A 13,430-nucleotide genomic window follows, 5' to 3' on the forward strand; every position below is an offset into this window, starting at 1 on the left:
CCGCCCAACTGATTGGGCGGTTTTTCTTTTGTATAACGCTCAACTGCGATTAAACAAACTGCATCAAGTGCTTCTTCACATCATCTGAAGCAAATGCTTGTTCAACACTCGCCGTGTAAATCTGCTTGTAGTCTTCAGCAGTTAGCTCAAACTGCTCCATCACCTTGGTCACTTCATCCGTCATGGTTGTGTTCGATACCGTGCGGTTATCCGTGTTGATCGTCACAGCCAGACCATCTTTGTGGAAATCGTTTAACGGGTGCGCTTTCAGTTCAGGAATCGCTTTGGTTTGAACGTTGCTGCTTGGGCACGCTTCTAAGCCAACCACATCTTCTTTAACGCGTTGATAAGCCTCAGCGTGATCTTTAATTGCAACACCGTGGCCAATGCGCTCTGCGCCTAGCAACTCAATCGCGTCGTACACGTTTTGACCGCAACCTTGCTCACCAGCGTGAATGGTAATGCGATAACCCTGCTCGCGCGCATACTGAGTGTACTCAACGTAATCGTGAGCGAAGTTATCCAGCTCTGCGCCTGCTAAGTCAAAAGCGACAACACCGTTACCTACAAATGGCACACCCGCATCAATAATGTCGTTAACCGAATCGATTGGCAGCAATTTGACCAATGACAGAATGTAGTTGCCATGAATATCGTACAACGCTTCTGCACGCTTCATGCCCTTAACCACACTGTCGATGATCTCCGCGTAAGTTAATCCTTGCTGAGTATGTAACTGAGGTCCAAAACGCACCTCTAGGTACTTAACGTTTTCTTTCGCTGCGTCTTCAAACAGCTCAAACGAAATACGTTCAAGACTTTCTTTGGTTTGCATCACTTGAATCGGCAAAGCAAAACGGTCTAGATACTCTTGTAGATTAGGGCAAGTTTCAGGCGCAACCATCATCTCTTTGATCACTGCAGGATCTTGGCTAGGTAACTCAATTTTTTGCTCCGCCGCCAAATCAATAACGGTTTGCGGGCGAAGGCTACCATCTAGGTGGCAGTGAAGATCGATTTTTGGAAGATCAAAGTAATTCATCTGTTTACGTCCTAACTTTTACTTTTTATTCGATAAAACGCCTATCGTGGTCACACTATAACTATAGTCACCGTCAGGTTAATCACGCTTTATCTTTTGTTTTTGATAACGATAAAACTCATGGTATATGATCGACCAAGGTTAGCAACACGACAATTGTCCGGTAGAGCAAAAAATTTCACTTGGGCATTGTAGATAAATCACTATGGATAAAAGCAAAATATTGGCCGAGGGATTGAACAAAATCCGTCAATGGGTCAAAAACCAAGAGTATCGCACCATTCAAGTCTCCAAAGGCGACTTCATCATCAAGCAACATACGCAAGTAAGCGAGGTCTACTGGGCGGACAACGCGCAGTTTTCGGTGCTGCACACCGCAGAGAACGGTAAGACGCTCAGCTTGGGTGACTACCATCTCGCAGACAATTTTTTTGGTGAAATGGAATTCTTTTCAGACGGCCCCAGCCCATTTAGTGTGGTAGCCACATCGGACGTAGAATTGATCGCCATTCCCATGGACAAGTTTGCTGAGCTGCTACTTCAAGATGGGCATATCGCATTTTGGATGAACCATAGAATGTCGAACATCTACCTCAACACCATGAGCATTGCGATTGAACGATCTTTATATCCGCTGAAATACAACATCATCAAAGATTTGGTTGATCGTCATACCTGTAACGAGAAGTCTCAAGGTCACAGCTATATGTATCAAGAAGCGCAACGATTTGGCTGTACCGAACGGGCATACACACGCATCATCCGCGAGCTGATTGATGAAGGTTTGGTCGAAAAGGAGAGCGATAAATCGGGCGTTGTGCCAGTGAATCTAGACGCCCTGACTCAATCGTTGGAAAAGTATTACCAATAGCCCAAAAACAAAAGCGCTTTCCCAACTGAGAAAGCGCCGCTATTTATTTTATTGCTAATCCAACCGCCACTACAAAATGCGAGAGCGGCTTGGCAAGAACACTTCACCCAACATGCAACGTACGCTTCCTCCGCCGATGTTTTCAATCGTCTGGACGTTAAATGGCATCAAACGGCCGTGGGTAGAGAGTTGGACGCGCTGCGCCGGCGAAAACGCATCGTAAGCTGACTGCGACATTGCGATCACTTTCTCACCATTGATGGTCTCTAGTTGCAGTATATTTCCACAGAATTGATTCATCTGCTCCATCGAGATGGAGATTACTTGCTTGTCTTTAGCCAATGACTTGATCACGAATCGACGTTCAAACTCCGGGATCACTTCATCGCAAATGACACAGAAGTTCTCACCGATCGCCATCATCACATTGGTGTGATAAATCGGCTTGCCAGAAGGCAGCGCTGTCTGGAAAGAGACCACACGGCTATATCCAATTCGCTCTGCGTAATCTTCTAGTACTTCGCGATCGCAGCGCTGGGAAAGGGCTGCGTAAATCGTCTTGTTTGGGTGGTCCATCACCATCACACCGGTGCTTTCCAAGTGCGCGTCAATCTCCAGATAAGAGGTCAAAGAGTCAACACTGCTTACTTGGCGTCCCGCCAATTCTAGTGTTTCTCGAAGCGCATCCGGTTTGACTTCTTGTTGGCGATTGTGACAGGCCATGGGGAACGTAAACAGCTCTCCACTTGGCGTCGTGCTGAACCAGTTGTTCGGGAAAACAGCGTCTGGCGTTTCAACATCACCAGTTGGGTAATCAAACACCACCACCTGAACACCAGCATGACGAAGCTGGTCAACCATGTGGTTGAACTCTTGCATCGCCATATGACGAATATGTTCATTGGTATCATTCACCTGATGCTGGAATTCGTTGTCCTTCGCCGTTTCCGCGTTAAACGCAAATTCTTTTGGTGGCACCATCACTACGCAATTAGCGTTTTGAACCACTTCTGATTGTTTTTTTAGTCGGGCTTGCTGTTTCAACATCGTGACAAACTCATTTTTCCTCACTCAATGAAGCCAATTGTAGACATATTGTTAAATCAAAAATCACTGAACTTAAGGGGGCAAATACGCTCGATTCAGAAATATTTACTGTTAACGTAAATTATTGAAGGAAAATTTATTGCCACAAAGACGGTTTGCTCTGTCGGGCTGGATATTATGCAAAATTAAGAATATTCCACTAGTTACATTTTAATTACGAAACGTATACCATTGATAAGCCTTCCTCATTAATGGACGAACTCACTCGTCGTATCGACACATTCAGTGTCATTTGTGCGTTTAGGAAACATGTATGTTTAAGAAATTTGAAGGGTTTACCAAACCTTTTCCCGATGAAGAACCCGGGCAACCCCCTACGGGTATTTTTGCCTTTTGCCGTTACTACACACGTGGATATGAAATTCCACTGATCATCATGTCTTTCATGGCTATGATCGTTGCTATTGTGGAAGTGTCACTGTTCGGTGCCATGGGTAACCTTGTAGATTGGCTATCAACCAGCAACCCGGAGACATTTTGGCAAGACAACAAAAGTGAGCTCATTTTTTACGCCATCCTACTTTTGGTTGTGATGCCAGTTTTGGTCACCAGTTACTCACTCTTGGCGCACCAAACCCTGCTTGGTAACTACCCAATGTCGATTCGTTGGTTAGCACACCGATACTTGTTAAAGCAGAGCATCAATTTCTACCAAGATGATTTTGCCGGACGTGTCGCAACCAAAGTGATGCAAACCTCGCTGGCAGTAAGAGAAACCGTGATGAAAACCATGGACGTTTTTGTCTATGTCTCGGTTTACTTCACCGCAATGATCGTATTGCTGGCGCAAGCTGATATTCGTCTGATGATCCCGATGATGATTTGGCTTGGCTGTTATGTCGCGATCCAAATCTATTTTGTGCCGAAGTTGAAAAAGGTCGCTTCGGAACAAGCAGATGCGCGTTCGACCATGACAGGTCGAATTGTGGATAGTTACACCAACATCGCGACGGTTAAGCTGTTTTCCCACAGCAAACGCGAAACCGAGTACGCCGAAAAAGGCATGCGTGGCTTCCTTGATACGGTGTACAAGCAAATGCGCTTGGTCACCGGTTTTGACGTTGCGGTAGAAATCACCAACTATTTATTGGTCTTTTCCGTTGGCGCACTGTCAATTTATCTATGGATGGATGGCTCGATCAGCGTGGGTTCAATTGCCATCGCGATTGCATTGGCACTACGTATTAATGGTATGTCGATGTGGATCATGTGGGAAGTCGGCGCGCTGTTTGAAAACATGGGTACCGTGGTTGATGGCATGAAGACGCTTTCAAAACCCATTGATATTCAAGACAAAGACAACGCTAAACCTCTGACTGTCGAACAAGGCGGCATCGAGTTCGATAACGTCAGTTTCCACTACGGGGATAAAACCAAGGGGGTTATTAGCAACCTAAACTTGAACATTATGCCCGGAGAGAAAGTCGGCTTAGTGGGGCGCTCTGGTGCAGGTAAATCGACCTTAGTGAACTTACTGCTGCGTTTCCATGATGTAGAAAGCGGCAAGATCAAGATCGATGGCCAAGTGATTTCTGACGTTACTCAAGATTCGCTGCGCGCGAAAATTGGCATGGTGACTCAAGATACCTCACTGCTGCACCGCTCGATTCGCGATAATATTCTCTACGGCAACCCAGATGCCACTGAAGACGATCTACTGCGAGCAACCAAACAAGCGCACGCTCATGAGTTTATCGAAACCCTGAGCGACCCGTTTGGCAATACCGGTTACGATGCTCAAGTGGGTGAGCGAGGCGTGAAATTGTCTGGCGGGCAACGTCAACGTATCGCAATCTCTCGCGTGTTACTCAAAGATGCGCCATTGCTGATTCTTGACGAAGCGACTTCAGCGCTCGATTCGGAAGTCGAAGCGGCCATCCAAGAGAGCTTGAATGAACTGATGGAAGGAAAAACCGTTATTGCGATTGCGCACCGTTTGTCTACCATCGCAGCGATGGATCGCCTGATCGTGCTTGATAAGGGCGAAGTCGTCGAGCAAGGCACTCACCAAGAGTTGGTCCAAAGCGGTGGCATTTACGCCCAGCTGTGGAACCATCAAACAGGCGGGTTTATTGGTGATGAAGAGCCAGCTCAAGAGCTCTCTGCATAATCCTTACATCAATGCCTATCACACGCAAAAGGAAGCTTCGGCTTCCTTTTTTAATCGACGAAATGTGATTGATAATACTTAGGCGTCACCGCCAACCGCTTCTTAAACTGGCGCTGAAAATGGGCTTGGTCAGAAAAACCTAATTCATACGCTACTTGCGAAATCTCTTGCCCAGATTTCAACATCACTTTCGCACGCTTAATCTTTTCATCTAATAAATAGGAGTGGGGCGGCAAACCAAAATGATGCTTGAATGCGCGAAGTAACTGGTAGCGGCTCATCTCGGCTTCCTGAGCAAGCTGTTCAAGTTGATGCGAACCAGTGATTTCATCCAACAGTTTCTCCTTTACTCGGCGCAAGGAACCGCTAGGTTTAGCTGCGATGTTTTGTCTTGTTCCAAGTCGCAAACTGGTTTGAATAAAATCATACAAGCGCGACTCTACCTGCAATGCATCCGCCTCAGATTGCAAAGCGTGGAACAAACGTAAGTAGCCATGTCTTAATGTCTGGTCTCTTTCGAAGTCCGCCTTAAACGGCTGGTAATCTTCGCTCATCCTGCTTGTCTCATGTTGTAGCACATCCCTTTGCAAGGCTCCCATCTCGATGGCATCAATAAACAACATACTATAAGACCAAGTGCCCGCTTCTGGATTACATGAGTGAACATCAGCAGGGTTGATAGTGACAATATCGCCTTTACCTATGCGGTGCGATTGGTGACGATTTCGGTACTCGGCTCGACCTTGCTCGATGATGCCAAATGAAAATTCATCATGAGAGTGCGCGTCATAACATGCGCTAGTGCGATTAGCGATACGCAGCTCGACCCAAGGCAAAACTGTGCTTTGTTTAAAGCTCGCACTGCTGTCTTTTTTCATTTGCACTCCTTGCAATTTCTGAATCCAGCGGGCTCACTAAAGCCACATCATGCTGACCGACATAACGAGAATAATCGCCATAGCTCGATTAAAGATACGCTGTTTATTTGATTGTGACAAATGAGCAGCCAATAGCTTACCGAGTAATGCCCAGACTCCAACGCCAATCAAGCACGCGCCAAGAGAAATAAAGGTAAAAATCCACAACCATCGAAGAGGATTCATTTGCCCAACAACGTATACACTTACTCCAGACATTGCCACTAGCCAAGCTTTAGGGTTAAGTAACTGAGCCAACGCCCCTGTTACCCACCCAGAAGTCGTTTTCTGCTCCACCTCAATGTTACCCACAGGTGCACTGGCGATCTTGTAGGCTAGCCAGATCAGAAAGCCAGAACCCACTAGCTGCATGGACGATTCAAGCATGGGCAGTTTATCCGACACGGTCGACAACATCGATCCAGACAGATAGACAACCCCCGCATAAGCGAAAGAAGCGCCCAATACGTGTTTGAATGCCTGTATGCTGCCCTGCTGAACGGCGGTAGATGTCGCCAATAGGTTTACCGGCCCTGGCGTAACTGCACCGACAAAGGCAAACACCATCATCGCGAATATAAAATTGTCCATAGTTCCTCCTCAATCTGTTCAACTCAAATTACCCTGAATGCCAACACCTTTATTGAACGATATTGCAGCCACAAAAAAGCCGCCCATGTGGGCGGCGGTGCGAAAAAGCTGCAGCAGTGGATTGAAGCAACAATTGCATAAAAATGGCATTAATAGGTTTCAAATAGCCCGTTGTTGTAGTCGCGAATGGTCTGTTCAATCTCAGCCATGCTGTTCATCACGAACGGGCCATAATGGACCACGGGCTCATCGATGGGCTCACCACAAAACAGCAGTGCCCCGCTACTTTGCGTCGATTTAAGCTCAACTAAATCGCCTTGAGAAAGGATGGCTAATTGCCCGCTCGAGACTGAGGTTCCTGACACCTCAAGCGCGCCTTGGTAAACATAAATCATCATATTGAAGTGCTCTGGCGTTTGAATCTGTGACGCTTGATTGTCACTTGCTCGCCAATCGGCCACACTCAACGAAACACCCGTTTTGTCTAGCGGCCCTTTTAATATTTCACCATCGGCATGGAGAGCCCCTGCGAGCACACGGTGTAATCCCGTCTCAGAAGATTCTCTCTCGGTAATCATTTCAGGTTGGAAATCGAAATACTGAGCAGGCTTCATCTTGTCTCGAGCCGGTTGGTTTATCCAAATCTGGAATCCGTGCAGATCGCCCTCTTCCATAATCGGCATTTCGCTGTGAATCACGCCCCGACCCGCAGCCATCCATTGGGCGCCGCCTGATCTCAGCTCACCGACATTGCCCATGTGATCGCGATGCTGAAAATGACCCTTCATCATATACGTCAGAGTCTCGATACCTCGATGAGGATGAGGAGGAAAACCACCCACATAGTCTGAACGCTGATCAGACTTGAGCTCGTCCACCATCAGAAATGGAGAAAAGTGTTTGTTATTGAAACCCGCCACACGGGAGATTTTTACCCCATCGCCGTCTGAAGTAGCGTGCGAACGAATTATTTGGGTGACTTCTCTTAACTTGCTCATCATTCTTCTCCTTCTCACTATAGGAATGAGTGTATCGGGCTGAGAAAAAATGATGAGCTAAGGGATTGGAGGCTCTTATTCGAAAAAATCGAACAAGACTGGGGCCGCTACTGGTATTGACGCTCTAACGCCTTGAGACTTGAAGGCACAATAAGCTTATGCATCGGAGCCACTGGCAGCATATAGACTCGACCTAGCCAGTTTTTTATATGAACGACCGTTGTTACATGCAAGGTGACCCACTCTCCGTTTGGAACCAGCAAAAAAGATAATCGAACGTTTAAATGCTTATCGCAGTCTTCCGCCAGCACCTCATTGGGCGTGAGCGACACTAAGGTAAAAATTCCTATGCGGTCGCCGGGCTTACATGCCGTTTCATCTAAATCAGTACTTAGCTCATTCATGCTGCCAAGGTTCTTTAAACCCAACTTCGAGACAATAAAGTTTCGCAGTTCCATCAGGCGATTTACCCAACGAGGGGAGCTTTTCATCAGCACTTTATAAACCTCAAACGCAGATTGCTGCTGATTCGGTAAAGTCACCGAGAAACAGTCAGAAAAATGGGCGTTTTCGAAATAGGGTTCAATTAAAGACGGCTTAGACATATCGTGGATTATCCATTCTGTTGCACGTATTTCTCACCATAGCGAACATTCAAGGTATTGAATACTAATGATGATTCAATATCTTGGCTATCTCACTTAAGAGTCAACCTTGTACAAGGGTATGTCGCCAATAATCGTGCAGCGCACAAATATCTGCGGAGCATAAGTGACGCATCGCCCCTTTGAGTTGTTCGTCTGACCAATACCACCACTGCATTTCAAGTAGCATCTCGATCTGCTCTGGCGAAAATCGAAACTTGATATGCTTAGCAGTATTAGATCCGACTACTTCGTAGGGAGCGACATCTTTGGTTACGACCGCTCGACTGGCAATGATGGCACCATCGCCAATTGTCACCCCAGCCATAATCATCGCCTCTGAGCCAATCCAGACATCATTGCCAATCACCGTATCACCTGCGCGAACAAAACCATCACTTGCATCGGCAAAATTCTCATCGTCTTGATAAAAGAAGGGAAAGGTACTTATCCAGTCGCTTCTGTGGCCTTGGTTGCCCGCCATCATAAAGACCACACCTGAGCCAATGGAGCAGAAATTCCCAATAATCAGCTTATCAACATCGTCTCGCTCAGGGTTGAGGTAACGTGCGCAATCATCAAAGCCATGACCATGATAATAACCAGAATAGTAGCTATGTCGCCCTACTAGGATATTGGGATTGGTCACTTGCTCAGACAAAGGCTTGCCGGAAAATGGGGATTCAAAATAGTTCATAATTTCATTCTTTTCGTTGTCTATGAGTCGTATTCAAGCCTAGGCTTAGCCTCTGAGGATAAGGCAAAATAGGATATCGATCACTGACAATTCGACTGTCGCTAACCAAGCACACACAAACTCACACAGACGTTGGTATCACTCCAACAAAGCGCTAAGATACCGCATCACTCACGTCACGGATGTACAAATACAATATGAATGCTCAACCGTTTATCGATGCTGGAGTTAAATACACTCCTCACTATTTTCAAGTGCCACTCAACTATGCCAACCCAGACCAAGGGTCGATCGAAGTGTTTGCCCGCGAGCTCTCATTGGTTTCCGATGGTGACAGCGCAAAGCCCTTCCTAGTCTATTTCCAAGGCGGCCCTGGTTTTCCGTCTCCGCGTCAAAACGGATGCAATGGCTGGGTCAAACGCGCATTACAACAATACCGTGTTTTGTTGCTTGATCAACGTGGCACCGGAAATAGCACCGTCATCAGCCATCAGACGTTAGCCCCTCTATCGCCACAAGAGCAAGCTGACTACTTGGCACATTTCCGTGCGGACAATATTGTGCGTGACGCAGAATTTATTCGAGAGAAACTAGGCGTAGAGAAATGGGCTATTCTCGGTCAAAGCTTCGGCGGGTTTTGCTCACTGACCTATTTATCGCTGTTTCCTGAGAGTTTGTCGCGCAGCTACATTACAGGTGGAGTGCCTTCTATCTCTCACCATCCTGACGATGTCTACCAAGCAACGTTCAAACGGACAATGGACAAAAACCAAGCTTTCTTCCAGCAATTTCCGCAGGCACAACAGATGTGCCAACGCATCGCGGAACATTTGCTTGAAAACGATGAGTTCTTGCCCAATGGCCAACGCTTTACTGTTGAGCAGTTCCAGCAGCTTGGCATCAACTTCGGTATGAGTGACACCTTCTTACCCACTTACTACCTATTGGAAAACGCCTTTGTGGAAATCAAAGGCAAGCCCCAACTGCGTTATGAGTTTCTAAACAGCATGTTGATGGAACAAAGCTTCCACACCAATCCGATTTACGCCATTTTGCATGAGTCGATCTACTGCCAAGGCTTTGCGTCTAACTGGAGTGCGCACCGCGTTAGACAGACTCGCGACGAGTTTAACTACCAATCTGGCAAGCCCTTCCTGTTTACTGGTGAAATGGTCTTTCCTTGGATGTTCGAACAATATGAGAACCTAAAACCGCTCAAGCAAGCAGCAGAACTATTGGCAGAAAAACAAGACTGGACGCCACTTTACAACGCTGATGTACTGGCGAACAACAAGGTCCCTGTCAGCTGCGCAGTGTATGCCGATGACATGTTTGTCGAAATGGATATTAGCCGTGAGACGCTTGCGACAATACCCAATGCGAAAGCATGGATCACCAATGAGTATGAACACAACGGATTACGTGCGGATGGCGAACGCATCTTAGACACGCTAATCGCAATGGGCGAACAAACCGCCGCGACATTGAAATAATGAAAACGCCCCAGCGTCAACTGGGGCGTAAAATCTAGCTCATGGAGTGGAGACCGATTGTGTTTCCTTCAGAGTCTGAGACAACCGAGATAAACCCGTGCTCACCAATCGAAAATTTTTGCGCGACCACCTTACCGCCAGCGCCCTCAACACGCGATTCTTCTACCGCGCAATCCTGACAGGAAAAGTACACCATGGTACTGTTGCCACCAGCAGATACGCCCTTCATCTTAGCCAACGCGCCAGATGCCCCATACTGCTCCATATTTGATGGAAAGCCCCACATCTCGACGCCCACTTTCGCTTCATCAGTGAGCTGTTCAAATGATACACCAAGCATTTCACCGTAAAAGGCTTTCGCTCGTTCCATGTCATCCACATAAATTTCAAACCAACCAACTGGATTCATTTGCATAACCGTCTCCTTGCTATTATCGACTCCCCCTTTAAGTTAGTCGAAGCAAAGCCAGTTTTCCGAGCAATTGAACAAAGATTAATTCGTGTCTCAGTTTCGGTATTTCGGGAACCTAGTTAATGACTTTGAGCCCATTGAAAATCAATATGCCAGAACACCATGCTCCCAATCGAACTAACCTTTAAGGTACAATAGCCCCCTCTACTTATTTGTTGACGCCCTGACTTATGCTAAAAATCTCAAACACCGTTACCCTGCAAGCTTGGGAGATCCAACTGACGGCGATTCGAGCTCAAGGAGCGGGCGGGCAGAACGTCAATAAGGTTTCTTCCGCGATCCATTTACAATTTAGTGTGCCTCATTCAACGCTTCCAGATATCTACAAAGAAAAGATCCTGGCGCTGCGAGATTCCAGAATTTCGAAAGAAGGCGTCATTACGATCAAAGCGCAGCAATATCGCACGCAAGAGCAAAACCGCGAAGACGCCTTAGAGCGACTCGCAGAGCTTATCCGCTCAGCGATGGTGGTTCAGAAAAAACGCCGTGAGACCAAGCCGACCCGAGCATCCAAAGAACGCCGCCTTAAAGGCAAAAGCATCAAATCGCAAACAAAGTCATTGCGCGGCCGCGTTAAGCATTAACCTCTCGTGCAAATCCACCTATACTGTTCTAAATTCATATAAGCATCAGATTTAATTCGGGTTTCAGGTCCAGTCTTATGAATAAACCATTATGCTCTCTCGCCCTTAGTGCACTTATTGTAAGCGCTCACTCGCTGGCAAGTAGCAACCTTTATTGGCAATTTGAGGGCGATAGTGAAGGTATTAGCGTTTATTCACGTGAACATACCGATGGCTTAGTCGAGATTAAAACTCAGATGTTCACGCCGACCAGCTATGGGGCGTTTTTAACGCTGTTGGAAGACTCGGAAAACGTCCCGAACTGGGTCGATAACGTCAGCTCAAGCCGCGTGTTGAATCAACTGTCGCCAACAGAAAACATTGTCTACACCCAATTCTCTGCGCCTTGGCCAGCCAAAGACCGTGACATGGTCACGTACTCCCGATACACGCAAGATGAGCTCGGATTTACTTTAACCATAACTGACGCGCCACCGGCAACTTTCCCTCTCCAAGAAGGTTACATTCGTATTGAATCGATAAACGCTCAGTGGCAATTGCAGAAGCTCACCTCTGGCACCACCCTAATTGAATACACAGCCTTTGCCGATCCTGGGGGCGCACTGCCCAATTGGCTGATTAATAAGCTAGCGAAAGAGAGCGCTCGTAAAACCTTTGAAAACCTAAAGGCTCAGTTACCACGTTACCAAGCCTTTCAGCATCCAAATGTGGAGGAATCGCCTAAACAGAGCGCGGTTTTAGAATAAACATTTGATAGTCAACCTGCCCTTTGCGCGCTTTAGATACTAGGATTTCATGCTCTAAGTCGTTCAACACCGAGGAATCTGCCAATGACTCCCTTAACTCGGCCACGCGTTTGGCGAGTGGGTGGTAATAGTTATCCCATGCTTGCTCGCTGAGCGCAAACGTGGCCACGACGTCGTACCCCGCGAGTTTTGCTGCTGTCATTCTCTGCTCGGCACTCACCATTTGAGGATACTCTCGCTGCCAAAACTCTTTAACCATGGCGTCTGGCTGCTTTGTAGACCACACAGCATCACTTATCACGAGAACCCCTTCGCTTTTAAGTAGTGGTCGCCATGCTGCCAGTGCTTGCTCGAACCCCATAAGGTAAGCGCATCCCTCAGCCCAAATCGCATCAAAACTTTGCCCTTGAAACGGAAGTGATGCCATATTGGCACACACCGTCGTGATAGTGTCATTAAACCCTTTTTCGATTGCGCGTGTCGTCAATGCCGCCAGTGCCGAAGGTTCGTTGTCAACCGCGATAACATGACAAATGAGATGCTTTGCTAACCACTCTGTTGAGAGTCCTTTACCGCAACCAATCTCCAATAACTCCAAGTGAGAAGCGGGCAGCAGAGAGGCCGCTCTAGCGGTATCTTCATCACTTCCCGGCCCCCAGCGAGACAAGGGCTCAAAAACACGCATAAAGTCATCCATATACTGATCGTGTTGATTCATGTCTTTCGATAACCAGCGTAAACGTTGAATTTGCTTGTCATCAAAACCCTGATTCTTTAACCACTCCACATGGGCATCGGGCGCAACATCATCAAGGTTTTCATGCCATTCGGTCATCGGAGCCTCGCCTACCAATGCCGCGAGCAGCTCGCGAGACTTTTGTTTTTCTGCGATTTCTTGATCTAGCTGGTGCAAACGCTTTAGCAACATCTCGCGCTCAATCTTTTCCTCAAGACATGCTTGGCACTCTTTCAACGTCAAGCCACCCGCTTGTAGCTTCTGAATCAACCGAAGTCGCTGCAGATCTTTATCGCTATAAAGTCGATAACCGTTGTCCAACCGCTTACCTTTAATTAAACCAAGCTTTTCATAATAGAGAAGTGTGGTTCTTGATAGCCCCAGTTTCTCGCCTAGCTGAGAGATTTTGTACATTGAACTAG

14 protein-coding genes are annotated in these 13,430 nt (G+C 47.0%); 5 read left to right on the forward strand and 9 right to left on the reverse strand.

What is annotated here, in order from left to right; translation table 11 throughout:
- Positions 1 to 49 precede the first annotated feature (49 nt).
- Positions 50 to 1,042, reverse strand: a complete 993-nt coding sequence (add, locus tag ACUALS_RS20280) for an adenosine deaminase (RefSeq protein ID WP_454449535.1) — start codon at positions 1,040 to 1,042, stop codon at positions 50 to 52.
- A gap of 205 nt (positions 1,043 to 1,247) precedes the next feature.
- Between add and ACUALS_RS20285 the strand changes: the two genes are divergently transcribed.
- On the forward strand, positions 1,248 to 1,913 hold the full coding sequence (locus ACUALS_RS20285; protein ID WP_454449536.1) for a Crp/Fnr family transcriptional regulator: 666 nt from the start codon (positions 1,248 to 1,250) through the stop codon (positions 1,911 to 1,913).
- 69 nt (positions 1,914 to 1,982) lie between these two features.
- On the opposite strand, the gene ACUALS_RS20290 is transcribed toward ACUALS_RS20285, so the two are convergent.
- Positions 1,983 to 2,960 (reverse strand): arginine deiminase-related protein, encoded by a 978-nt coding sequence (locus ACUALS_RS20290; protein ID WP_454449537.1) that lies wholly within the window; start codon positions 2,958 to 2,960, stop codon positions 1,983 to 1,985.
- Positions 2,961 to 3,273: 313 nt separating this feature from the next.
- On the opposite strand from ACUALS_RS20290, the gene ACUALS_RS20295 reads away from it, so the two are divergent.
- Positions 3,274 to 5,130 (forward strand): ABC transporter ATP-binding protein, encoded by a 1,857-nt coding sequence (locus tag ACUALS_RS20295; RefSeq protein WP_454449538.1) that lies wholly within the window; start codon positions 3,274 to 3,276, stop codon positions 5,128 to 5,130.
- Positions 5,131 to 5,180: 50 nt separating this feature from the next.
- Here the strand turns inward: ACUALS_RS20295 and ACUALS_RS20300 are convergent, their stop codons facing one another.
- The 5 genes from ACUALS_RS20300 to catB all read right to left on the reverse strand — a co-directional run bounded on the left by ACUALS_RS20300 (position 5,181) and on the right by catB (position 8,977).
- A complete protein-coding gene (locus ACUALS_RS20300) occupies positions 5,181 to 6,008 on the reverse strand; it encodes a helix-turn-helix transcriptional regulator (protein WP_331399551.1) in 828 nt (275 codons plus the stop codon).
- 36 nt (positions 6,009 to 6,044) lie between these two features.
- Positions 6,045 to 6,638, reverse strand: coding sequence for a LysE family translocator (locus ACUALS_RS20305; RefSeq protein ID WP_331403181.1), 594 nt, complete (start codon positions 6,636 to 6,638; stop codon positions 6,045 to 6,047).
- Positions 6,639 to 6,787: 149 nt separating this feature from the next.
- Positions 6,788 to 7,636: a pirin family protein gene (locus tag ACUALS_RS20310; RefSeq protein WP_454450058.1), complete on the reverse strand. Its 849-nt coding sequence runs from the start codon at positions 7,634 to 7,636 to the stop codon at positions 6,788 to 6,790.
- Positions 7,637 to 7,743: 107 nt separating this feature from the next.
- Positions 7,744 to 8,241 carry a DUF2867 domain-containing protein gene (locus ACUALS_RS20315; protein WP_454449539.1) on the reverse strand — a complete coding sequence of 166 codons (498 nt, stop codon included), beginning with the start codon at positions 8,239 to 8,241 and terminating at the stop codon, positions 7,744 to 7,746.
- 103 nt (positions 8,242 to 8,344) lie between these two features.
- Positions 8,345 to 8,977 (reverse strand): type B chloramphenicol O-acetyltransferase, encoded by a 633-nt coding sequence (catB, locus tag ACUALS_RS20320; RefSeq protein ID WP_454449540.1) that lies wholly within the window; start codon positions 8,975 to 8,977, stop codon positions 8,345 to 8,347.
- Between the two features lie 197 nt (positions 8,978 to 9,174).
- Here catB and ACUALS_RS20325 point away from each other — a divergent pair, with 197 nt between their 5' ends.
- Positions 9,175 to 10,470 (forward strand): alpha/beta fold hydrolase, encoded by a 1,296-nt coding sequence (locus ACUALS_RS20325; RefSeq protein ID WP_454449541.1) that lies wholly within the window; start codon positions 9,175 to 9,177, stop codon positions 10,468 to 10,470.
- A gap of 34 nt (positions 10,471 to 10,504) precedes the next feature.
- Here ACUALS_RS20325 and ACUALS_RS20330 read toward each other — a convergent pair whose 3' ends face one another.
- Positions 10,505 to 10,885, reverse strand: a complete 381-nt coding sequence (locus ACUALS_RS20330) for a VOC family protein (protein WP_038187440.1) — start codon at positions 10,883 to 10,885, stop codon at positions 10,505 to 10,507.
- Positions 10,886 to 11,112: 227 nt separating this feature from the next.
- On the opposite strand from ACUALS_RS20330, the gene arfB reads away from it, so the two are divergent.
- Entirely contained in the window at positions 11,113 to 11,526 is a 414-nt protein-coding gene (gene arfB / locus ACUALS_RS20335; RefSeq protein WP_005469583.1) for an alternative ribosome rescue aminoacyl-tRNA hydrolase ArfB, read from the forward strand.
- Positions 11,527 to 11,603: 77 nt separating this feature from the next.
- Complete coding sequence (locus tag ACUALS_RS20340; protein ID WP_454449542.1) at positions 11,604 to 12,272, forward strand: START domain-containing protein; 669 nt, start codon at positions 11,604 to 11,606, stop codon at positions 12,270 to 12,272.
- Here ACUALS_RS20340 and ACUALS_RS20345 read toward each other — a convergent pair.
- Positions 12,247 to 13,422 carry a MerR family transcriptional regulator gene (locus tag ACUALS_RS20345; protein ID WP_454449543.1) on the reverse strand — a complete coding sequence of 392 codons (1,176 nt, stop codon included), beginning with the start codon at positions 13,420 to 13,422 and terminating at the stop codon, positions 12,247 to 12,249. The two genes, ACUALS_RS20340 and ACUALS_RS20345, sit on opposite strands and share 26 nt — an antisense overlap.
- Between the last annotated feature and the right edge of the window lie 8 nt (positions 13,423 to 13,430).

Source organism: Vibrio sp. NH-7, assembly GCF_053643215.1.